This window comes from Oryzibacillus soli, from assembly GCF_051594765.1.
In the GTDB taxonomy this organism is placed as follows: Bacteria; Bacillota; Bacilli; order Paenibacillales; family NBRC-103111; genus Paenibacillus_AR.
On the sequence record NZ_JBPPGJ010000014.1, the window covers coordinates 150,082 to 173,175 of the forward strand.

The window sequence follows — 23,094 nt, forward strand, 5'->3', positions numbered from 1 at the left end:
GAGGGGGGGCCGAGGGGGGGCCGAGGGGTTGTTCTCCTGGGCTCTTGAGATATATCAAGCCAGCCTGCCGGTGACACTTCCACTTGCCAATAAGCAGCAAAGACGGCCGGGCGCCATCGCCCGGCCGTCTTGCCTTGAGAACCACTTACTTTTCGTACCAGTAACCCTTCAGGCCCTTCTCCATCCGGAGGAGCGCTTCCAGGTAGTAGTAGTCGCCCCAGATTACATGGTCGTCGGGGGAGGCGCCGCCGCGAACGGAATAGGAGCCCCGCTTCAGGAGTCCCTGCGGCTGCGGATCCGAGCCGGTGGAGTAGTTCTCCACCAAGGAGCGCATGGATTGGGTCACCTGGCCGGCGAAGTAGCCATAGTCCGGGTGGGAGCTCTCCAGGTGCTCCATCAGCTCCAGCGTACCGGCGGCCGCGATGGCGGAGGCGGAGCTGTCGCGCTTCGTCTCTGCGTTCACCGGAGCGCTGAAGTCCCAGTAAGCGACGCGGTCGCGGGGGAGCTGCTCATAGAAGTAGCGGGCCAGGCGTCTCGAAGCCTCGAGGAACTTCACGTTGTTGGTGTAGCGGTATGAGAGGGCGAAGCCGTAGATGCCCCAGGCTTGGCCGCGGGTCCAGGTGGAGCCGTCCTCGTAGCCTTGAGCCGTGCCGCCGCGGATGGCGTTGCCGTTGGCCGGATCGAAGTAGAAGGTGTGGTAGGAGGAATCGTCGCCCCGCACCAGGAAGCGGCGGCTCTTCTCCGCATGGAGGGCGGCCACTTCCTTGTACTTCGGATCGCCGGTCTGCTCATAAGCCCAATACAGAAGCGGCAGGTTCATGAGACAGTCGATGATGATGCGTCCGCCGTTGACCGGATCCCCCTGCGGTCCCCAAGCCTGGATCAGCTTGGCTTCGGGACGCCAGCGCTTCAGAAGCACGTCGGCGGCTTGAAGGGTCAGCTGCCGGGCGGATTCATCCTGCTCGATGATCCACTGGGCCTTGCTCGACAGGGAGTACAGGAAGCCGATGTCGTGGTGGTCCAGATTGATGTTCTTCTCCAGCCGGTTGCGGAAGCTCTCCACGGTCCCGACGGCGGCCTTCTTGTAGGCTTCATCCCCTGTATATTCATAGCTCAGCCACAGCAGGCCGGACCAGAAGCCTTCGGTCCAATCCGTATTGTGTGTCAGCTGGTAATCTCCGCCGTCGATGCCGACATGGGGGAACTGCCCCTTGTACCGGCCGATGTTCACTTTGACTCTGGAGACCGCCTCGTCGATCGCTTGTTTCCACATAACCTGTATCCTCCCCGGGATCATTCTCTTGATTAATCGATGAATGACTTTAGCTTCATCATATTATTTAAACGTTTAAATTGCAAGGGTCAAAATTGCTCTCACGGCACAAAAAGAAACACGCCACCCTTAGGATGGCGTGTCAGAACGGCCCTTCAAGCCGGTGATCATGTAATCGGATTCCCTTATGCTTCCCCAGCCCGCTCGTCCGACAAGCGGGCGGCCAGCCGGTCCAGCTCCACCAGCAGGCCCTTCAGCTCCAGCACCGAGCCCATGACCCGGTCCATGCTGATCTGCTGGCTCTTCGAGGCGCTGCCGATCCGGTCCACCTCCGCCGACACTTCCGCAGCGGCACGGGCCATCTCCTCTACGGAGGCGGCCACCTCCTCGGAGCCGGCGGAGAGCTCTTCCGAGGCGGAGGAGATGTCGTGAATCTGCCCCGCCACCTCCCGGGTGCCGTTCAGGATGGCGGCGAAGGCGCCGCCGGCTTCTTGGGCCGCCCGGCTTCCTTTTTCCGTCTCCTCGACGTTGTCCTTCGTCAGCTTGGCTACCTGGACCATGGATTGCCGGATCTTGTCTACCAGCCCGCCGATCTCCATGGCCGACTCCCCGCATTGCGTCGCCAGCCGGCGCACCTCCGCTGCCACTACCTGGAAGCCCCGTCCGTGCTCACCAGCCCGCGAGGCCTCGATGGCCGCATTCAAAGCCAGAAGATTGGTCTGCCTTGCGATGTCCGAGATGACCGCCGCTATGGTGCCCACCTCTTCGGAGTGCCCCTCCAGCTGCTCCACCGCGCCGGAAATATCCCGGGTCGAGCTCTGCATGCGGACGAGCTGGCTGACCATCGACTGTACAGCTTCCTCTCCCGCCCCGGATTGACGGAGCATTCCGGCGGATTCTTCGGATACCTGTGAAGCCGCCTCTGCAATCTTGCCCAGCCCCACCGCCATCTCGGCCATGGCCCGTGCGCTCTCCGACGCCCCCCGCGTCTGGGAGGCCGTCGCTTCCCGGGCTACCTCTACCGCCCCGTTGACGGAGCTGCTGGCCGCAAGGGTTGCCTGCGCATTCCCGGACAGATCCTCCGCCAGCTCAAGGAGCTTGCCCGAAGCCTCCGCCAGCTGGCTGACCGTATGTCCGATCAGCCCGTTCTTCCGCTGCTTCTCCTCCTCCAGTCTCCCATTCAGCTTGCGGTTGAACAGGATCTGCTGGATGGTCGCCCCCGAGGTCAGAAGCAGGAAGACCGCGTGCGCCAGCACCATGGAGAAGGAATAATGATGGGTGCCGTAGACCAGCGCGGGAAACCACAGGTAGCCCCCAAGATGCTGGACGGCGAATAAGGCCGTAGAGAGAAGGATCATGTCCACCCGCTGGAAGTATGCTAGCGAGGCCACGACCATGAAGATGGAAAAGTGGAATTCCACCATGCCTTGGGCTCCGGCCACGGTCGACATGCTGAAGAAGGTCAGCGAGCAGGTGATGAGCCACGATACGGCTTCATCCCGCTTCCGCAGATGCATATAGAAAGCAGCGGCCCAGGTAAGAGCAGGGAGAAGCAGCAGCACGATAGACTCCGCCTCCAGCCGGGCGGCGCCAGGATCCTCCCCGTGCCCGTAGAGCAGGAAGCCCGCGTGAACCAGCACGGATAAGACGGCGCCGAGCAGAGCGTAGGTGAGCATCAGCCGGTTTTTTTCTCTAAGCATGAATCCAGTTCCCCCCTGATGAATGTTGTGATCTCTCTAATTATATCGTATTTTGTCGAATAATGTCGATAATCTTTCCAGATGTATGCTACCAAAATGAAACTATCTCCCCCGGCCCAACATGGATATAATGGGATTAACAAAATTTGGGAGGTACGCTCGAATGACTCATTATCAGTCCCTCTTGCCCACGGATGACAGCTGGAAATGGCCGGTTGACCCTGCGGTCCCCGCTCCCCTTCGCTCCATTGCATCCAACATCGACCAAGCCAAAATGTATATCCGCCGGGGAGCCGCCGGCCTCCAGGAGGAGCATCTCTGGAAGCGACTGACCGGCACCTCGCTTTCCATCGGCAATCTGCTGCTTCACTTCCGGGGAACCGAGCACCAGTGGATCGGCCAGAAGCTCGGAGGCCTGCCGCTGGACCGAGACCGCGATCTGGAGATGAACGCGGCCGGCGGGTTCTCCTTGGAGGAGCTCCTGGCCGCTCTGGACGAGACGGACCGGCAGAGCCGGGACATTCTGACCCGGTTGACCGAGGACGATCTGGCCCGAACGTATACGGAGCAGCAGCTGTCCGCCGAGTTCATCCTCCACTACACGGCCCAGCACCTGGCCTACCATGCCGGGCAGCTCATCCTGCTCCGCAAGTGCTTTGAGCCGGGGTTCCTGCTGTTCCCCTAAGCGCCACAGCCGATTAGAAGAAAGCCGGAGGCCTAGGCCTCCGGCTTTCCCCTGCACGCGTTTCTTGTATTCGCTGAAGGCCAGGGCAGAATGATCCGCGCGGCATCATAAGAAAAACCGCCGAGCGGGCTCGGTCCCGTTCGGCGGCTGGTGTATGACACGATTCGATTGGTTAGTGGCCCATGGTAGCGGAAGCCGGCTGGATTGCGGGCTCCTCCCCTTCCTTCAGCTTCGGCTTGCGGAGGAAGATGGCGATGCAGGCGCTGCCGACGGCGATCCATGCCGACAGGAAGAAGGTGTCGCCGAAGGCGGCCACCATCGCAGCGCCCTGGTTCCCTTGTGCGGCCGCCATATGGTCGGTGATCCGCGAGGACAGGTAGCCGGTAAGTCCGGCCACGGCGAACGATACGACCACCTGCTGGGCCGCCGTGGTCAGCGGGGTAACCCGGTTGACCAGCTTGCGGGGAGCGGCCTTCAAGATGTGCGTGTTCACCGGCATCATCGACATGCCCATGCCGGCGCCCATCAGCATGAGCGAGCCGATCACATAGAAGGTGCTGGTGGTTAGGCTGATCTGCGACAGAAGGAACAGGCCGGAGGAGATGAAGGTCAGGCCCACGATAGCCAGGTAGCGGGCGCCGATCTTGTCGAACAGCTTGCCTCCGATGGGGATCATCAGGGCGGACATGAAGACCTGAGGCACGCTCATCAGACCCGACTTCAGCGGGCTGAACTCCTTGACGGTCTGCAGGTACATCGGCACCAGCAGGAACGAGCCGAACAGCGCCATCATGGACAGCCAGGAAATGATGATGCCGCGCGTGAAGTCGGAGGAGCCGAAGACCCGCAGCTCCAGGAGCGGCTCCTTGTGCCGCAGCTCCACGAAGATGAAGAGGATCAGGGCGATGCCCCCTACGATCAGGCCGGTAATGGTCTGCGTGGAGCCCCAGTCCTTGCCGCCCTCGCTGACCGCATAAGCCAGCGTGGCGAACGCCACCGGCGCCAGCAGCATGCCGGCTACGTCCAAGGCCGGGACGGTTTTGCGCTCCACGGTGGGCAGGAACTTCATGCCGACCAGGACGGCTACGATGCCGATGGGCAGGTTGATCAGGAAGATCCAGTGCCAGCTGGCATATTCGACGAGGAAGCCCGACAGCGTCGGCCCGATGGCCGGAGCCAGCATCATAGGCACCCCGAGGAAGCCCATGACGGCTCCCTGCTTGCCGGGAGGCGCCAGCCGGAAGATAATGGCCATGCCGATGGGAGATACCATCCCTCCGCCCAGGCCTTGAAGGACCCGGTACAGAACCAGCTGCTCCGGCGTCTGCGCCAGGGAGCACAGGACGGAACCGAGGGTGAACAGCACGATGGTGACGAGAAAGACCTGCTTAGCGCCGTACCGGTCCGTCAGCCATCCCGCCAGCGGAATGACGGCCGACAGCGCCAGCGTGTACGCCGTGATGGACCACTGCATGGTGGATACTGTCGCATGGAAGTAATTCATCATGTTCGGCATAGCCACGTTGACGACGGTGCTGTCCAAAATGACCATAATCATTCCGACGACCACTGCCATCAGGGGGCCCAGAATCGTCTTGATCGAAAAGGGCTGCTCCGGATGGCCGGTTCCTTGATTGGCTGCATGTGACGCCATGTTATCCCTCCGCTCCTTCACTAACATAATTTATAAATTATACCAAGTGATAATAATTATCGTCAACGGAAAGTTATAGGCTCGTCCGGTTGCTCCGGCGTGGCCCCGCTTTAAGGCGCTCCGCAGCCTTATCCGCCCGGACTTCGGCGTCGGGCGGAGTTTAAGGCGGTGCGGCGTCTTATTGCTCTGGCGCTGGCCGGCTGCTCCGGCCGGAGCAGAATCAGCTTATTGTGCTGCAGCAAAAATTCGGCTATGATAGGGATGGGGAACGTTCCCCACTTACGTTGGCATCATGAAAGGGCGTGCTTGGAATCGCTAGCATCCTGGATATTGCGAAGCTCGCCGGCGTATCCAAAACGACGGTATCCAAAGTATTGAACCACCAGTACGGCGTCCACGAGGAAACCCGGAAGAAGGTCTGGGAGGCGGCCGCCGCGCTGCACTACACCCCCAACATCGCTGCCCGGGCGCTGGTCACCAGCAAGACCGGCGTGATCGGGGTCGTCTACGATTCCTTCAAGTCCCCGATCTACTCGGAGATGGCCGGACAGCTGGAGCGGTGGGCCCGCGGGATGGGCTACCATCTGGTATTCTGCAGCTGCAACCAGCAGCAGGAATCCAAGCAGCATTACATCCACTACTTCATGGGCGGGGCGGCGGACGGCGTCATCCTGTACGGCAGCTCGGAGGATGACTATCCCGTGATCGAGCGTCTGATGGCGGTCGGCTTCCCCTTTGTGGTCATCGAGAACCACTACGAAGAGCTCCGCATCCCGAATGTGCTGGTGGACAACGCAGGCGGGGCCGAACAGGCCGTCCGCTACCTGCACGGACTGGGCCACCGGAGAATCCTCCACGTGACGGGCAACCTGAAGCATCGGGTGGCGGTGGACCGCCGCAACGGCTATATACAGGCGATGCGGGAGCTGATCGGAGAGCCTTCGTCGGAGGACTTCATTGAGACGGACGGCTCCATCGGCTGCGGCGAAAAGGCCGCCCGGCTTCTGCTGGAACGGTCGGATCAGACAGCCCGCCCAACGGCTCTGTTCGTCTTCAACGACCTCATCGCCTATGAGATGATGGACACCCTGCATCAGGCGGGCTGGCGGATTCCCGAGGACATCTCGGTGGTCGGCTTCGACCATCTGGTCGGGCTGTTAAGCTTCAAGCCCGGCGTGCTGGAGCTGACCTCCGTCGAGCAGCCGCTCGGAGAAGTGGCGCGTGCCGCCGTCGAGATGGTGGTGTCCGCCGCATCGGGCACATCCCCGGAGCCGGATTCCCGAGCCTTCGCCCCGGTGCTTCGGGAGGGCAACACCTGCAGGCGGATCTAGCCGGAAAGGGGGCCACTGCCCCGATTTCTTCGCAAGCAGACCGCCAAGACAGAGAGAAGAACCTGATCTTCATGTTTCCGATCGAGCGCTAATTGCGTAAGATCTCTTTTTTTAAATCTAATGGGGAACGTTCCCCATCCGAGGAGGAACACTTTTATGCCAACATTCGGCCATTTTTCTCAGGAGGGTTCAGAGTTTGTCTTCACCACCCCCCGCACGCCCCGCCCCATGCTGAATTACCTCTGGAATCCGTATCTCCTGTCCGGCGTGAACCAGACCGGCGGAGGAACGGGAGCGTACGGAGACCGCGCCGCCGCCTACATCGACCAGGAGGGCAAGGGCCGCGCCGTCATCATCAAGAACGGCAACCGCTACTTCTACATCCGAGACGAGGAGACCGGCGAGTTCTGGAACCCCGGCTGGTACCCCGCCAACCGGGAGCTGGACCATTACTCCTGTGTTCACGGGCTCGGGCATTCGACGATCAGCGGGGCGTATGGGGAGATCACGGCGGAGGCCCGGGTCTTCATCAATCAGGAGGATCCGGCCGAGATCTGGACGCTCACCCTTACGAACCAATCCGGGCGTGCCCGGGAGCTGAAGGTCTACTCCTTCGTCGAATTCTCCTTAAGCGGGTATAAGGTCTACAGCAATTATTATTCGAACCTGTTCACGGAATTCGACTCCTCCCACAACCTGATCATGGCCTATAACACGACCCAGGACCGCACTCATGCCTGGTTCAACGGCTTCATTGCCGCAAGCGCTCCCGTCTCGGGCTTCGATTCGTCCCGCAAGGCCTTCGTCGGCACCTACGGCCACCTGAATGCTCCGGCTGCGGTCGTGGCAGGCCGCTGTTCCGGCAGCCTAGCCTCCAACGAGGATATGGTCGGCGTGCTGGAGCATACCATCACCCTGCAGCCGGGCGAATCGTACCGCTACCATATCCTGATCGGCGCAGCCGACACGGCTGACCGCGCCCGCTCCATCGCCGCCAAGCTGTTTGAACCAGGCGCCATCGAGCGCGACTTCGCCGCCCTGCAGGAGTCCCGGCAGGAGCTGAAGGAAACAATCCGGATCACGACGCCTGACAGCAAGGTGAACAACCTGATCAATGCATGGATCAAGCAGCAGGTCCAGCTCTGCGCCGAGGCCGGCCGCGACACCGGCAAAGGGTTCCGCGACCAGCTCCAGGATGCCTGGGCCATTACCTCCTTCAATCCTGCGCTGGCGAAGGACAAAATTCTCGAGACCCTGCGCTACCAATACTCGGACGGCCGCTGCGTCCGAGGCTGGCTGCCTCTCGATCCCCACATCTACTCCGACGGTCCGACGTGGATCGCGCCTACGGTGAATGCTTATCTGAAGGAGACCGGCGATTACGGCTTCCTGAACATCCGGGTTCCTTATCTGGATGAAGGCGAGGCTACGGTGTGGGAGCATATCCTGACGGCGGTTCGCTATTCCTCCGGAGATACCGGCGAACGCGGCCTGGTCCGGGCCCACGACGGGGACTGGAATGACTCCCTGAACGGCATCGGCATCGGCGGGAAAGGCGAGAGCGTCTGGACCTCCATCGCGCTGTACTACGCACTGCACCAGACGGCGGAGATGGCGGCTATGGTCCTGAAGGACGAAGCGGTCGTCAACGAGATGAACGAGCGCGCCGAGATCATCGCCCGCGCCGTCAACGACAAGGGCTGGGACGGGGAATGGTATCTGGCCGGGTACAACGACGCCGGCGACAAAGTGGGCACCCATACGGAGACGGAAGGCAGCATCTATCTCAACAGCCAGACCTGGGCCCTGATGTCGGGACTCGCGGCCGGCGAACGGATCGGACAGTGCCTGAAGGCCATCGATGAGCGCCTGGATTCACCCTACGGCCCGCTGACCCTCTCCCCCACCTACACGAGCTACAAGCCCGAGATCGGCCGCTTGACCGGCTTCGTGCCGGGCATCTGGGAGAACGGCGCCCCCTACTGCCACGGGGGGACCTTCAAGATCGTATCGGACTGCTGTCTGGGCAGAGGCAATGAGGCCTACCAGACCATGCTCAAAATCATGCCGGACAGCCCCACCAATCCGTCCGAGTATTCCGGCTGCGAGCCCTACGTACTGACCAACATGTACTTCGGGCCGGACAATCCGAGAGCCGGACAGACCATGTTCGCCTGGGTCACCGGAACGGCGGGCTGGATCTTCCGTTCGGCCACCCAATACATGCTGGGCTTCCACCCGGGCTATGACTCCTTCAAGCTGGAGCCGGTTCTTCCGGAGGATTGGAAGGAGTGCCGGATCCGCCGCAGCTACCGCGGCGACATCTACGAGGTTCAGATCCTGAACCCGGATGGCGTTCAAGCCGGCGTGCGCAGCATCACCCTCGACGGCATGCCGGTAGAAGGTACCACCTTGCCCATCCAGGGCGATGGCAAGACCCATCATATTGTCGTCCTCATGGGGTAATCCCACAATTTTCCCCAAAAAAGCTCCTGCCCCAATTTCGGGCAGGAGCTTTTTTTGCGGAGCAAATCCGCGATTCGTTCATATAACGCCCCACAATTCAAATCATCCAGTGGAGACCATACTTGGCCCCACTGGATATCTATTACACCTTATACGCCTTCATGGCCTTGCGCAGCTCCTTCAGGCTCGGGCGCTTGCCGTAGAGGAGCACGCCCGTGCGGTAGATCTTGGCGGAGAGCCAGCCCAGCCCTAGTATGGACGCGATCATGATGGCGATGGAGAGCCATACCTCCCACACCGGCGGATCGATTACGCCCAGGCGGAGGAACATGATGAACGGCGTGAAGAATGGAATGTAGGAGGTCACCGTGATGAAGGTGGCGTCCGGCGTTGCCAGGCCGAAGATGGCCAGATAGAACCCGCCCATGGACAGGAAGGTGACCGGCATGACCGCCTGGCCCAGGTCCTCCGTCCGGCTCACGATGGAGCCCACGGCCGCATATACGGTCGCATACAGGAAGTAGCCCAGCAGATAGAAGAGCAGACCGTAGGCCAAGAGCACGGGGTCGATATCCTCCAGGCGGATGTTCATATCCTTCAGCGTGCTGACGTTATGGGGCAGCAGCGCATTGCCCAAGGCCACGGCGACCAGGAGGGCGATCTGGCTGAGTCCCACCAGCAGCATGCCGATGATCTTGCCGAACATCTGAGCCAAGGGGGAGACGCTGGTCACCAGCACCTCCATGACGCGGGAGCTCTTCTCCGCTGTAATCTCCGTGGCGATGAGCTGGCCGGTGATCATGACGCCCATGAACAGCAGGATGATCATCGCATAGACCAGGCCGGTGGAGAGGCCCACCTCCTCAGCTGTCTTGCCGTTGCCGACGGAGCCCGCCCCGCCTTCGGTGGTCGAGATCTGCACGCTCTCGATGGCTACGGGCGCCAGAATACGCTGCAGCGTCTCCTTCGGCAGATCCTTGGCGATGGACTCGTTCTTCAGATATTGGAGCCCGTTCTGCAGCTTGCCCGTCAAGCCAAAATCCATGGTGGACGTCGACTTGTATGTCACCTTGGGGAAGCCGAGCTCCGTGTTGGCGCCGAACTCCAGATAACCCTTGATCTCGCCGCTCGAGAGCTTATCCTTCAGCAGCTTCTCGTTGGCCTCCTTGGAGCCCTGGTCCGGGAACTGCTTGATGATGACGCCCGGCTCCTCTTGGGATGCGAAATACTGCTCCAGCCTGCCCGGCAGATCGCCCGCCGCGGCGCCCACCTGAGCCGGCTTATCGTCGGTGAAGAGGGAGATGAGATAAGGAAGATTGACCGCTACGCTGACCAATACGGCGATGATGACCGATGTGACGATGAAGGACTTGGACCGGAATTTATTCCGCATCGTGAAGCCCATTACCGTAAACATTCCGTTATTCATGGACGTCCCCTCCTACGGCACGGATGAAAATCTCGTTCAAGGTCGGCTCCATAACCTCGAACCGGTGCACGTCGGCCTGCTCCAGAGCCGCGGACAGGATCCGCCGGGCCGCCCCCGGATGGGTGATCCGGAGCTCATAGCCGTTCTCGCCCCGCTTCACCTCCGATACGCCTTCGAGCTCCGCGAGACCCTCCACTTCCTTGGAGACTCCGAGCATAATGCGTTCCTTGGGGAAGGAGCTCTTGATCTCCTTGATATTCCCCTTCAGCACCGTGTTGGACTTGTGTAGGATGGTCATGTTGCGGCACAGCTCCTCCACGTGCTCCATCCGGTGGGTTGAGAACAGAATGCAGGTGCCCTGGTCCCGAAGCTCCTTCACCGTAGTCTTCAAGAGCTCCACGTTCACCGGATCCAGCCCGCTGAACGCTTCGTCCAGGATAAGGATCTCCGGATTGTGAATCACCGCGGCGATGAATTGGATCTTCTGCTGGTTCCCCTTCGAGAGCTCCTCCACCTTCTTGCCGTAATACTCCGGCACGTTGAACCGGTCCAGCCACCGGCGCAGGCTCTCGTCTGCCGCCTTGCGGGACATCCCCTTCAGCCGGGCCAGATACACGAGCTGATCGCTGATCTTAACCTTCGGATAGAGCCCGCGCTCCTCCGGCAGGTAGCCCAGAAGCCGGGATATCTCCTTGGAGTACGGCCTTCCCTTGTAGAGAATCTGCCCCTCATCCGGGTAGATCAGCCCCAGCACCATCCTCATTGTCGTTGTTTTCCCTGCGCCGTTGGCGCCAAGCAGTCCGTAGATCTCCCCCCGGTCGACCTGGAGCTGGATCCCGTTGACCGCCGTTTTGTCCCCATACTGCTTGCTGACGTTTGCCACTTCCAATACGCTCATGGCAAATCTCCTTTCCGATACACTCCCTCTTCATACGGGACAGACCGGAAAAAAGTTCATTCTGATCCAAACTTTTTCTCCATTTACTTCACATTCCCGATAACGATGCTCTCCACCCAGCGTCCGATCGGCAGAAACAGCCATTCATTGGCCGTCTGCGGCGTGAAGGGAGGCATCCCCAGCCGCTTCGAGAGAAACAAATACACGCACCAGCCGAGGAAAAACGTGAAGCCCAGCTTCTCCCGCATCCGCCCATCTTTCTTAAGCGCGCGAAGACCCAACACCCAACAGCCTGCAAAGAACAATAGAATCACCATGGTGCTTCCCCATACGTCCACCCGATCAGTCCTCCATCATCTTCCGGAATGCCTTGTTGCTTAGTCCGATCCGTTCCAGTGTCACCTGAGCCTTGACCGTCAGCTTCATGGACTTCCAGTCCGTCTTCTTCTCCTGCTTCATCCGCTTCCACTCTTTGGGGTTCTTCCGCTGGATGATCGAGGACAGCCCGATCACATCGGCATCCATCCGGTTGACCGCCTCCCAGGCGGACATGGAGGAACGTTCGATCTCCTTGGCGATACTCTCCTCCATCTTCCGGATCACTCCGGGGTCCAGAAGATCCAGGGCACAGTCCGCTTCGTTCAGCCGCCCCTTGGACTTGATCTCCACCTGAATGTCGAAGGACTTCGTATCGGGATTCAGCTTGGGCTTAATCTCCGTCTTGGAACCCGTCAGGAGGTACGTGGCGTCCAGCTTCTTATCGTCTCCGGTGCAGGAGAACGGCATCTGCGTCCCCTCCACCTTATTCTTCAAGAAAGCCGTTCCCAGCGCCTCCTCCCGGGACAGCCAGCCGATCATCTTGTTCTCCCGGATAACCGCAAGGCGGCCCAGCTTCAGCTTGGCCGGCTGACTGGTACCCTTCAGCTTGTCCTGCTTGGTCAGATCCCCCGAACCGGAGATCATGATCTCGGGCAGGACTCCTGTCTTCGGCTCTCCCAGCAAGTCCATCGTAAGCTGATACAGCCGCACGTTGGCGACGTAGGACAGGTTCTTCTGTTCCTGCTCCAGCAGCCGCTGGATGCCCTGGCCCGGAATCCGCTCGATGCTCATCAGCTGCTCCAGGATGCTCCGGGCCTCCCCGGAGGTGACGACGACGCTGACCGTCTCCCGGGCCTCGTGGTTCCGAAGGTAAATGTCGAGGATCGGACTGACCCCTTCCCTGGCAGCCTTCTCGCTGATGACCAGCGTGCTGTTGTGGCCGATATACAGCTTCCGCGGGGTCTCCAGATGACTCAGCGCCGCTGCCTCCCGGATGGTCTTGCTGGTGACGGAATGGACGATGATGGGCGCTTGACCCGAGGTGGCCCCCCCTCCACCCAGACCGCCTGATCCGGAGATACTTCCGGGAATAATAACTTGATAAGAAACCTTCCAATTGTCCTTTTCCTTGTCGATGGCCGTAGCGGAGGTGATGGACAGCTCGTTCAGCTCCGACCGGTCCCAGCAGCCGGCCAGCAGGAGCAGGACCGGCAGCCAGACCAGCCTCCTTATCTTGATGGGCCTCATACGGCGGATTCCCCCTTTGGCTTGGGCGGACGGTCCCGGCGGAGCCAGAGGCCGATGCCGATCAGGAGTGGCAGGAGCAGGTTGAAGGACAGGAGCTCATAGGGCGTTCCCCACCGGTTCACCTGTCCGAAATGCACGTCGTCCCGGTAGGAGGACACCGACGACAGCATGATGAACAAGAGCAGTGCGCCCAATAACGTCTTGGACGGGCGGAGGTGCAGCGCCTCCAGCAGGCAGTGATAGGCCCCGAACAGAAAAATCGCCATCTTGATGTAGATGGTGCAGATCCAGAAGGCAGAGAACAGGATGTCGATCCGTTCCAATGTAGTCCCGATACGGATAACCTCGATCATGCTGAAGCTGGGGTATTGATAGAGCTGGGGCAGATTCGGGCCAAAGACCAGAATGGCCAGAATCACGGTGACCGTCAGATGAAAGCCTGATAGCCCCACGCCCCACAGCGCGATCTTCCTCGCCTTGCTGCGGTGTTTCAGGTATGGCGCGAGGATCAAGAGCACAGCGATCTCGGAGAACCAGCCTGCCGGAAGGAGGCCGCTATAAGCCAATACTCCCGGCGGGTGCTGGAAGAAGGGCCATAGCCGGCCGAAATCGATCAGCTTCTGGAACAGCAGCAGGCTGAAGAAATAAGGCACCATAGAGATCGCCGTGACGAAGACATTCGAACGGGCGATGGCCTCCAAGCCCGACACCACGGCATAGCCCGTTACGATCAGAATGATGATCATGACGATGAAGATCGGGGTATGCGGCAGGATCTGACTGGTCATGATGCCGGTGAACTCCCGCAAAATAATGGTGGAGATGGTGATGTAGTAATAGGCCAGCAGCAGGCTGACCGCCGTACCGGCGAACCGTCCCAGGCGCCGGGTCACCCAGGCCTGAACGGTGATGCCGGGATTGTGTGCCACAATCGTTCCGACGAGCAGCGCTGCGCAGACGCCCAACAAGGTCGCCATCAGAATGGAGATCCAGGCATCCTGCTTGGCGTGGGTCATCACCACCCCCGGAATCGTCAGAATCGCAGTGGGCGTCACGGTGGTGTACAACAGGACGATCGCTTGGATATTGGTTATCATCGGCTTCATGGTGGCGATCCCCCTTCCGCGTTGTCCCCCGGTTTGGGCGGCTTTTTGGGCTTCCCCTGTCTTCTGCGGTCGGAAGGCTTCGTAAGGAAGGTCGGACGCAGGCTCATGCGGTTCAGCGGGAATCGGATCAGAATATCCTTCATATCCTTGAACCTTGTCGGTGTAAGCGGGGAGAGATAGGGCACTCCCATGGACCGAAGGCCGGTCATGTGGATCAGAATGATCATGAGCCCGGACATGATGCCGAACAAGCCGAAGGTACCGGCCAGGATCATCATCGTGAACCGGAGGAGGCGGGCCGAGATAGACATGCTGATGGAAGGGATGACGAAGTTCGAGATGGCCGTAAACGAAACTACGATGACCATCGCCGCCGACACCAAGCCCGCCGATACCGCCGCTTGCCCCAGCACCAGCGCGCCGACGATGGAGATGGCGGGACCGATGGCCCGGGGCATCCGGACCCCCGCTTCCCGGAGCACCTCGAAGGTCAGCTCCATCAGCAGCGCCTCGATGATGGCGGGGAACGGCACCCCCTCCCGCTGAGCGGCCAAGCTGATCAGCAGCGGGGTGGGCAGCATCTCTTGATGGAATGTGGTGGTCGCAATATATACGGCCGGCAGCATCATGGAGATGAAGTACGAGGCAAACCGGATCACGCGAAGGAAGGTGGCGATATCGGGTCTCGCGTAATAATCCTCGCTGGCTTGGAAGAAGCTGACGAAGGGCACCGGAGCCAGAAGCACGAAGGGGGAGCCGTCTACGATCACAACGACCTGACCCTCTAAGAGCCCCGCCGCCGCCGCATCCGGGCGCTCCGTATTGATGATGGTGGGAAAGGGAGAGAGGGTGGAATCCTGAATGAACTCCTCGATATAGTTACTCTCCAGGATGCTGTCCGTGTCGATGCTCCCGAGACGGCGGCGGACCTCATCCACCGTCTCCTCCTTCGCAATCCCCTTGATGTAGACCAAGGCAATGTCCGTCTGGGTCACATTCCCGATCCGCATCAGCTCCGACGAGAGCTGGGGAGACTTGATCCTGCGCCGGATCAGGGACAGGTTCACCCGCAGGCTCTCCGCGAAGCCCTCCTTGGGCCCGCGGATGACGGTCTGGGAGCTGGGCTCCTCCACGTTGCGCTTCTCGCCGCCGGTCGTATTGGCCGCCAGTCCCCTGCCATACCCGTCCAAGAGGACGATGGTGAAGCCGCGGAACAAATATTCCAGCAGCATGTCGAAGGTGTCAACCTGAATAATCCCTCCTACCGGAAGGTATTCCTCGGTCAGATAGCAGATCAGATCGACGGATGGGAGCCCGTCCGGATCGTCCTTCGGCAGGCCGAAGCCGGGCGCCAGCAGCGGCTGGATCACGTCGCGGTTCATGATCCGATGATCGACGATCCCCTGAATGTAGATCGCAGCCAGCCGGAGCCCAGCCCCCCGGTTGACCATCTTTTTGACGATGATATCGGTGTTCTCGACGAATTGGTCCTTAAGGGCCTCCAGATTCCGCTCCAGCTGCGGGTACAGGGCTTCCCCCATGGGATGTCCCTCCTCTGTCATTTGGCCTGCTCCGGCTTCGGCTTGCCTCTAATTCTCATGACCAGCCACAGAACGATCGGCAGAAGGATCGTGAAGATTGGGAAATGGTACTTGGTGTTCAGCTTGAAGCCCACCCACACATGCTGCATCAGACTCCGGAAGGCGAAGGAGGAGAGGTAGAGCATCACCCCCATGGGAAACACCAGCCGCCTCCAAGGAATCCGGGTCATGGTCGACACGGCCAGCACCGCTCCGAAAAAATAGAGGGTCTGCTTCATGATCACCCCCGTATAAAGCAGCAGGACCACCAGCGGGTCCATCCGCTCCACTACCCGGGAGAGCTCGATCATGCTGGCTGCCAGCATCATCGGGATGCCTCCCGTGCCGGCCAGCGGCCCCAGCACAGCGATGAGCACCACCGTCGTTCCGACCAAGAACACGCCCGCCAGGACATAGGCCAGCACGGAGACGGAGACCAAACGTTTCTTGTCGGACGAATACTTCCAGAACATCAGGAAGACCGCCACCTCTCCAAAGGGAAAGGAGATGACCTCCGGGAGTCCGGCGTCGGCGATGGTCAGCAGATCTTGGTTCAATACAGGCAAAAGCCGCTCCAGCTTGAACAAGCCCGTAACCGCAAAAGCTGCGAATAGAAGAAAATAGATGAGGAAGACCAACGGAAGCAGGAATTCCGACACCCGGAAGAGCACCTCCACCCCCTTGTAGACCGCGTAGGAGGTGGTGAACACCAAGACGAACATGATGAAGCCGAGAGGCGTTCCGGGAAGCAGATAGAGAATGGTCAGATCCCCGAATTCCCTGACGTTGCGCATGGAGGAATACATGAAATACAACACGAAGGCGCCCGAAAAGACGTATCCGAGATACGGCCCCATGTAGCGCCGGCTGATCTCTACCAGGTTCCGGTCCGGCTCCTGCTTCTGGATGGCAAGGAAGACAAAGCGAAGAAGGGCCAATCCGGCCAGCATGGCCATGGATACGGCGATCCATGCGTCCTGCTTCGCCTCGCTGGCCAACAAGAAGAGCGGGGAGCTGCCGACTTCGAACAGGATGATCATGGAAGCTAACTGCCGCTTGCTGATCCGCACCATAGGAAGACCCTCTCCGTCCGTATCATTGGAAGATATTCTTTTCCAAAGCTTACATCACTATGCATTGACCGCCAATTTCCCGTACAGCAACAAAAAAACGGGTGCGCGGCTTAAGTGCCGTACACCCGTCTGGGGCTTCATTCCTTATGTCCGTACCTTATCGACCAGCTTCTGCTTGCGGTAATCCCCTGGAGTCATGCCAGACCACTTCTTGAACATCCGGATGAAGGAAATCGAATGGTTATAACCGACCCGGAGCGCAATGTCCTGAATCGGATCATCGGTTTCGAGCAGGAGCTGCTGCGCCTGCTCCATCCGGATCCGGACCAGATAATCCACGAACTTCTCTCCGAACTCTTCCTTGAACATGGTGCTGAGGTAGGCCGTGCTGTATTGGAATTCGTCGCTCAGGTGGTTCAAGGAGAGATCCGGGTTGGCATAATGGACCTGGAGATACTGCTTCACCTTGTGGATCAGAAGAGAGTTCACCTTCCGCTTCCGGAAGGCGGACACCTGACCCATAATCTCGGTCAGCTCTTCGGTCCAGGCCGACTCCAGCTCCTCCAGCGATTCGGAGGTCTCCAGCGCCTTATCCAGCCTGGGAGCCGCCGTGGCCTGCCAATACTGCTGCATCTCCTGGGACTGGGTGGACATCTCCTGGCTCAGGTTGAACAGCAGGAACCGGAACAGTCCGTTCAGATCCTCCTTGGACAGGAAGCCGGAACGCACGGCTTCGAACAGCTGCGTGAGCGGTCCCTCCCATTCCTCGCCCTTGCGCAGCGCCTGGACGAGCGGTCGGATCAGCTGCAGCGGACGGGACAGGTCGCCCCCCTTATCCTCCGGAACCTCCCGGTAGGTGATCAGCCGGTTGCCTCCGTAGGTGATCTTAAGCTGCAGCGCCTTCTCTCCGTTCTGCCGGAGGACAGCCAGCTCCTCCATACGCAGGGAAACCGGACTTAGTCCCACTGTAATGGTATGGCTCAGATTCTTGCGTACCCAATCCACCGCTTTCCGGCAGACCGCAGCGTAGAGGGCCTCCGCCTCCACGGTGCTACCGGCATCGGAGAGAAACAAGAGGCTGAGCCGGTCCGGAGACAGCCACTCCGCCATCACCCGCAGCTTGGCCTCCTGGGCCAGCTCCTGGAAGACGCTGGCGATGACATACTTCAGGAGGACCTGGTCGCGGTTGGTGTAAGCGGACGTGAAGGCGGAATACTGGTCAACTTCCACGACCCCCACAGCAAGCTCCCGGTATTCGCCGGGGAGGCCCAGCTTCTCCATCTCCTCCTCCCACTCTTCGCGGGAGAGGGTCTGTTCCCCCTCCATAAGCCGGAGGAGCAGCACCTTCTTGCGGTAGATCAGATTCTCGCCGTACTTGGCCTCGAAGGAATTGGCGACCTCCACCAGGTTCTCGAAGGCCGAATCGATGAATTGATAATCGTCCACGCCCTTGCCGGACAAGAGCTCGCCCTTCTTCTTGTTCGTGTAGGTCTGGATCCGGTTCAGGATCAGCTCAATGGGCTTGTAATTCCGCTGGCTCGTGATGGTCAGCATCACCACACCCAGCACCACCGCCAGGAAGCCCAGCAGGAAGTAGATCCGGGACATGGTGGAGATGACCCCGAACAGACTGTCCGAACGGATGCCTCCGGTGAAGGTCCAGCCGGTGTAGGCGGACTTCAGCACGGTGACCTCCTTGCCGCTGGCCTTCACCCCATGGTCGAACAAGGGATGGCCGTAACGGTCCGCCACACTGATGTAGCTCAGGCGGTTGCTCTCGAAGGGCTCGATGATGCGGTACAGGTCCTCGATCTTAATATTGGACACGATGACGCCCTCCGCTCCGTTGAAGAACGGGTACGGGGTCACCAGGGAAATCACTTTCTTGCTTCCGTCCATCCGCTGGAGATCCGTATACATCCGGGGGTCGTACCAGGACAGGGTCGTCGGCAGCCCCTCCACCCGCTTGATGAATTCCTGATCCCCGAAGCCGGACAAGGCGGTCACCCGGTCCTCATTCAGGACAGTGCCGTCCTTGAAGCGGACCATATAGATGGAGTCCAAGAGAGGCATCGTGCTCTTCAGCGCCTCCAGCTGCTTCCATAATCCGAACTTCTCGAAGGTGCTGGGCTCCTGGGAGGAACGGAAGAAGCTCTGGAGCTCCGTATTGTTCTCCCCCTCCTTCTTTAACGAGTAGGCGATGGAGGACAAGGACTGCTCCAGGGTCTGGACGACCTGCCCGGTGACCAGGCGGTTCGCTTCCTCCGTCTGTTTCCGTGTCAGCTCGCTGATCGCCAGGAAGAAGGTCGCCACCAGGATCAGCACGACCAGGAAGAAGATCGGGATGTAGGACAGCAGCAAGCGATAGTAGCCTTTTCTTCTCATGGGATTCTCTCCTTCCGGGCCAAGACGGCTCGTTCGGGTCCGGTTATACCGTTCACGTTACCGGAATTGCTCCGGATGGGCAATATACATTTTGCCGGAAAATCAACCATTCCGTAACCGGAACGCCCAAATAGCCGGTCCCCGCAGGGGCCGGCCGCATACCGCATTATTTGGGCATCTTCTTCATGGCTTCATAGATGTCCTTGGTCAACAGAGCCTTGTCTTTGTTCTCAGCGTACCAGGTCTTGTAGAATTCTTCGACCTTGGCGCCGCCGGCCTTGCTCCAGAGTTCCTTCGCATCGGCGATGGCCTGCTCCGGCGAATACTTGGCGCCGTCGACGATGGCGCGGGCTTCCAGGTCATACAGCTTGCTGTTGCTCATGTTGTTGAAGCTGCCTACGTTGTCGACGATCAGCTGCAGATCCTTCGGCAGCGTCGGCATCCATTCCGGATGGGTGACGTGCGGCATCTGGAAGCTCGGGTTCATATACACATCTTCCGCTGCCTGCCAAGCCTTGTAGATCTTCGGCTCCTTGTCCTTATCCACCGCTGCGCCGCGGGAGTTGCACTTGCCGCCGAACATGAGAGCGTCGGAGGCCAATGTCCGCAGAGCCGAGGTGTAGTACTTCTTGGCGTAGGAGGCGGAGTCGATATTCACCGGACAGCCGTTGGCGTTCAGGTTGTAGACGGTGCCCTTGCTGGCTTCGTCATAGCCGCGCAGCACCTTGGAGGTATTCTCCTTGATCAGGAAGTCGAGGAACTCGATGGCGGCTTCCGGATTTTTGGCGCTGCGGTTGATCATGGTGGTCAGCTGGTACGGCGGATTCACGATCATGTTGAATTGTCCGGCCGGGGACTTGGGCAGCGGCAGAATGTTCACGTCCGCCGTCGGCACATTCTTGAAGAGGGTGTTCAGCATGGTGGTGTCGTTGTTCAGCGCGTAGATGCCCAGACGGCCGTTCATGAAGTCCTGCTTGGCACGGTCGCCGTTCTTGTCGGTCAGGTAGTCCTTGTCGACCAAGCCCTCCTCGAACAGCTTCTTCTTGAACTTGATCAGCTGCAGGGCGTTGTCCCAATCGCGGACCATCTGGCCGTCCTTCAGCGCCCACTCCACATTGCCGAAGGTGGTATCCAGCGCGATGTGGCTGTGCGCGTTGCTGAAGGCCATGCCCAGGGTATCCTTCTTGCCGTTGCCGTCCGGATCGTTCTCCACGAAGGCCTTGGCCACCTTGTACAGGTCGTCGGTGGTCTTCGGCATTTCCAGGTTCAGCTTCTTCAGCCAATCCTCCCGAATAAACCAGTAGATGGAGGGCAGCGGGGCGGAGATCCGGCCCATCTCGTACATCTTGCCGTCAGGACGGGTAGCCAGCTTCTTCAGGCCCGGATACTGCTCCAGCAGCTTCTTGTATTCGGTGCTGTTCTTGGCGATCAGATCATCCAGCGCAAGCGCTTGCTTCTGGGTGTACAGCTGGTTGCGGAAGTTGGCGTTGGTCTCGTTCAGGATGTCCGGCGCGCTGCCCGAGGCCAGCAGCACGTTAACCTTGTCTGCGGAGCCCGAGAACGGGATCGGAACGAAGGTGATCTTGTGTGGGCCGTTGGCATTGATCCATTCGGTCCAGCGGTTCTTGTCGATGGTGCCTTCCTCCGGCGGAACGGCGCCGCGGTCCAGCACCTCGACGGTTACCTCTTTCTTCTCCTTCGGTGTCGGAGCGGCTGTTGACTTGGTTCCGGCGGAAGCCCCCGCAGTGGAGGACGCATCTGTGCTCTTGTCGCTGCCGCAGCCGGCCGTCAGGCCGACGGTCAGGGCTACAGTGGTGGAAAGCATGAGTGCTTTTTTCATGTTTGCGTTCAAAGGAAACCCTCCCTGATTGTGATCTTACCCTTTTCCCCCGCATATTACTATGGTTCATCAAATGCTGCGCTGCCGATGCCTCGGGGCATCACCCCTTTCAAATTCATCTGGAGGTACCGGACCGGATCAGCCCTTCACGGAACCGATCATGACCCCTTTGACAAAGTACTTCTGCAGGAAGACGTACACCACGAGCATGGGAATCAGCATGATGAAGATAGCGGCGGCCTTCAGGCCTTCCGAGGTCATATGGCTGACCTCCTCGTTGCCGAACATGGTCAGCTCATTCAAGAGCTGCTGGTTGGCGATCATCTGCTGGACCATGACGGACAGGTTCTGCTTAGTGGCATCCGTGATGTAGAAGAGCACGCCGTTGAAGTTGTTCCAATGGGCCACTCCGTAGAAGAGGGACAGCGCCGCCAGGGCTGGCATGGACAAGGGGAGGAAGAGACTCACGAGCAGGCGCCATTCCTGGCAGCCGTCGATCCGGGCCGCCTCCACCAGCTCCTCGGGAATGCTCTCGAAGAAGCTCTTCAACACGAGCAGGTTATAGGCGCTGATGACGCCGGGCAGCCACAGAGCCCAGTAGGTATTGATCAGGCCCAGCGACTTGATCAGGATGAACATCGGAATCATGCCGCCGCCGAACAGCATCGTGAAGATGATGACCAGCGACCACCCCCTGCGGAAGAGGAAGATGCTGCGGGACAGCGGGTAGGCGGCGGTGATGGTGAAGAGCATGTTGAGACTGGTGCCGATGGCGGTGATGATGATGCTGTTCTTCAGGCCGGTCAGAATGTTGGTGCCCTTGATGATCTCCTCGTAGGTGGAGAGCGTGAAGCCCTTGGGCCAGATGCCCACGATGCCCGACATGACGGAGGTCTGATCGCTTAAGGACAAGGACAGGACGTGTAGCATCGGCGCCAGACAGCTGAGCGCCAAGAGAAACAGGAAGACGTAATTGATCCGGTAGAAGATCCTTTCGCCCCATGTGCTTTTCATGTGTTGCTCCTTCCCCGGATCAGAAGAGGTTCTGTCCGAATTTTTTGGCCAGCTTATTGGCGGTCAGGACGAAGGTCAGGGCCAGCAGGGAGTCGAACAGGCCGAGAGCCGCGGTGATGCTGAACTGGCTCTTCCGGATGCCGACCTCATAGGAATAGGTGCTGATGACCTGGGAATAGTCCGATACGATGGAGTTCTGCAGGTTGTAGACCTGGTCGAACCCGACGTCCATCACCTTGCCCATGGAGAGGATCAGGATGATGATGATGGTGGGCCGGATGCCCGGCAGGGTGATGTGCCACATTTGCCGCCACTTGGAGGCGCCGTCCAGGGCCGCCGCTTCGTACAGGGCCGGGTCGATGCTTGACAGGGCCGCCAGGTAGATGATGGCACCGTAGCCCGCATCCTTCCAGATGCCTGACGAGAGGAAGATGGCGATCCAGGACTTGACCTCGTAGAGGAACTTGACCTCCTGGCCTCCCAGCGCCTCGATCACCTTGTTGATGACGCCGCCGTTGGCGAAGATCGTGACCACGAAGCCGCCGACGATAACCCAGTTCAGGAAGTGGGGCAGGTAGACGAAGGTCTGGACCCCCCGACGGAACGCCATGTTCTTCGCTTCGTTCAGGAGAATGGCCAGCAGGATCGGCGGGATGAAGCCGGTCGCGATAACCAGGAAGCTCAGCATGAAGGTATTGCGGATGATGCCGAAGATCAGCGGGTTCTCGAACATGAGCCGGAAGTTATCCAGGCCCACCCACGGGCTGCCGAGAATGCCGTCGAAGAAGTTGTAGTCCTTGAAGGCGATGACGAGGCCGCCCATCGGGATGTACTTGAACGTGATGTAATAGGCGATGGTGGGGATAAAAAGCAGGTAGAGCGGAATGTTCGCTCGCAATATTCTTTTGGTTATGCGCTTCCGGGCGGGTTTGGCCTTGCGGCCGACAGGCTTGGCTGCAGGCTGTTGAATCAATTCCGCATGCTCCACGGGAAGCCCTCCTCTCATTTCGTACAGGCTATTCTTGGCTGCCGTAGCCCCAATGTAATCCGCTTCCGGGGGCCCGGGCAATATACAATCCTTTCAGTTCCGCCGA

General features: G+C 59.7%; 17 protein-coding genes. 3 read left to right on the top strand and 14 right to left on the bottom strand.

Going from position 1 to position 23,094, the window contains the following annotated elements:
* Positions 1 to 145: 145 nt before the first annotated feature.
* Complete coding sequence (locus ACSEXW_RS19420) at positions 146 to 1,273, bottom strand: glycoside hydrolase family 88 protein (RefSeq protein WP_438447829.1); 1,128 nt, start codon at positions 1,271 to 1,273, stop codon at positions 146 to 148.
* A 185-nt stretch (positions 1,274 to 1,458) separates the two neighbouring features.
* A complete protein-coding gene (locus tag ACSEXW_RS19425) occupies positions 1,459 to 2,973 on the bottom strand; it encodes a methyl-accepting chemotaxis protein (RefSeq protein ID WP_438447830.1) in 1,515 nt (504 codons plus the stop codon).
* A gap of 163 nt (positions 2,974 to 3,136) precedes the next feature.
* Between ACSEXW_RS19425 and ACSEXW_RS19430 the strand changes: the two genes are divergently transcribed.
* Positions 3,137 to 3,658 (top strand): DinB family protein, encoded by a 522-nt coding sequence (locus ACSEXW_RS19430; RefSeq protein WP_438447831.1) that lies wholly within the window; start codon positions 3,137 to 3,139, stop codon positions 3,656 to 3,658.
* A 172-nt stretch (positions 3,659 to 3,830) separates the two neighbouring features.
* Here the strand turns inward: ACSEXW_RS19430 and ACSEXW_RS19435 are convergent, their stop codons facing one another.
* Positions 3,831 to 5,312, bottom strand: coding sequence for an MDR family MFS transporter (locus tag ACSEXW_RS19435; RefSeq protein ID WP_438447832.1), 1,482 nt, complete (start codon positions 5,310 to 5,312; stop codon positions 3,831 to 3,833).
* Positions 5,313 to 5,614: 302 nt separating this feature from the next.
* On the opposite strand from ACSEXW_RS19435, the gene ACSEXW_RS19440 reads away from it, so the two are divergent.
* Positions 5,615 to 6,643 carry a LacI family DNA-binding transcriptional regulator gene (locus ACSEXW_RS19440; protein ID WP_438447833.1) on the top strand — a complete coding sequence of 343 codons (1,029 nt, stop codon included), beginning with the start codon at positions 5,615 to 5,617 and terminating at the stop codon, positions 6,641 to 6,643.
* A 156-nt stretch (positions 6,644 to 6,799) separates the two neighbouring features.
* Entirely contained in the window at positions 6,800 to 9,109 is a 2,310-nt protein-coding gene (locus ACSEXW_RS19445; RefSeq protein WP_438447834.1) for a GH36-type glycosyl hydrolase domain-containing protein, read from the top strand.
* Between the two features lie 142 nt (positions 9,110 to 9,251).
* Here ACSEXW_RS19445 and ACSEXW_RS19450 read toward each other — a convergent pair whose 3' ends face one another.
* The 11 genes from ACSEXW_RS19450 to ACSEXW_RS19500 all read right to left on the bottom strand — a co-directional run bounded on the left by ACSEXW_RS19450 (position 9,252) and on the right by ACSEXW_RS19500 (position 22,988).
* Positions 9,252 to 10,538 carry an ABC transporter permease gene (locus ACSEXW_RS19450; RefSeq protein WP_438447835.1) on the bottom strand — a complete coding sequence of 429 codons (1,287 nt, stop codon included), beginning with the start codon at positions 10,536 to 10,538 and terminating at the stop codon, positions 9,252 to 9,254.
* Entirely contained in the window at positions 10,531 to 11,436 is a 906-nt protein-coding gene (locus ACSEXW_RS19455) for an ABC transporter ATP-binding protein (protein WP_438447836.1), read from the bottom strand. Before ACSEXW_RS19455 ends, ACSEXW_RS19450 begins: the two co-directional genes overlap by 8 nt.
* 83 nt (positions 11,437 to 11,519) lie before the next feature.
* Positions 11,520 to 11,774 carry a hypothetical protein gene (locus ACSEXW_RS19460; protein ID WP_438447837.1) on the bottom strand — a complete coding sequence of 85 codons (255 nt, stop codon included), beginning with the start codon at positions 11,772 to 11,774 and terminating at the stop codon, positions 11,520 to 11,522.
* Between the two features lie 4 nt (positions 11,775 to 11,778).
* Positions 11,779 to 13,002, bottom strand: coding sequence for a Ger(x)C family spore germination protein (locus ACSEXW_RS19465; protein ID WP_438447838.1), 1,224 nt, complete (start codon positions 13,000 to 13,002; stop codon positions 11,779 to 11,781).
* The gene (locus tag ACSEXW_RS19470) at positions 12,999 to 14,108 is read right to left on the bottom strand and encodes a GerAB/ArcD/ProY family transporter (RefSeq protein WP_438447839.1); all 1,110 of its coding nucleotides are present in this window, start codon (positions 14,106 to 14,108) and stop codon (positions 12,999 to 13,001) included. Before ACSEXW_RS19470 ends, ACSEXW_RS19465 begins: the two co-directional genes overlap by 4 nt.
* A complete protein-coding gene (locus tag ACSEXW_RS19475) occupies positions 14,105 to 15,649 on the bottom strand; it encodes a spore germination protein (RefSeq protein ID WP_438447840.1) in 1,545 nt (514 codons plus the stop codon). The genes ACSEXW_RS19470 and ACSEXW_RS19475 overlap by 4 nt, the downstream gene beginning before the upstream one ends.
* Positions 15,650 to 15,666: 17 nt before the next feature.
* Entirely contained in the window at positions 15,667 to 16,761 is a 1,095-nt protein-coding gene (locus ACSEXW_RS19480; protein ID WP_438447841.1) for a GerAB/ArcD/ProY family transporter, read from the bottom strand.
* 144 nt (positions 16,762 to 16,905) lie between these two features.
* Positions 16,906 to 19,146 (bottom strand): helix-turn-helix domain-containing protein, encoded by a 2,241-nt coding sequence (locus ACSEXW_RS19485; protein ID WP_438447842.1) that lies wholly within the window; start codon positions 19,144 to 19,146, stop codon positions 16,906 to 16,908.
* A gap of 166 nt (positions 19,147 to 19,312) precedes the next feature.
* The gene (locus ACSEXW_RS19490) at positions 19,313 to 20,998 is read right to left on the bottom strand and encodes an extracellular solute-binding protein (protein WP_438447843.1); all 1,686 of its coding nucleotides are present in this window, start codon (positions 20,996 to 20,998) and stop codon (positions 19,313 to 19,315) included.
* A 126-nt stretch (positions 20,999 to 21,124) separates the two neighbouring features.
* A complete protein-coding gene (locus ACSEXW_RS19495) occupies positions 21,125 to 22,000 on the bottom strand; it encodes a carbohydrate ABC transporter permease (protein ID WP_438447844.1) in 876 nt (291 codons plus the stop codon).
* A 19-nt stretch (positions 22,001 to 22,019) separates the two neighbouring features.
* Positions 22,020 to 22,988: an ABC transporter permease gene (locus ACSEXW_RS19500; RefSeq protein ID WP_438447845.1), complete on the bottom strand. Its 969-nt coding sequence runs from the start codon at positions 22,986 to 22,988 to the stop codon at positions 22,020 to 22,022.
* Positions 22,989 to 23,094: the final 106 nt, after the last annotated feature.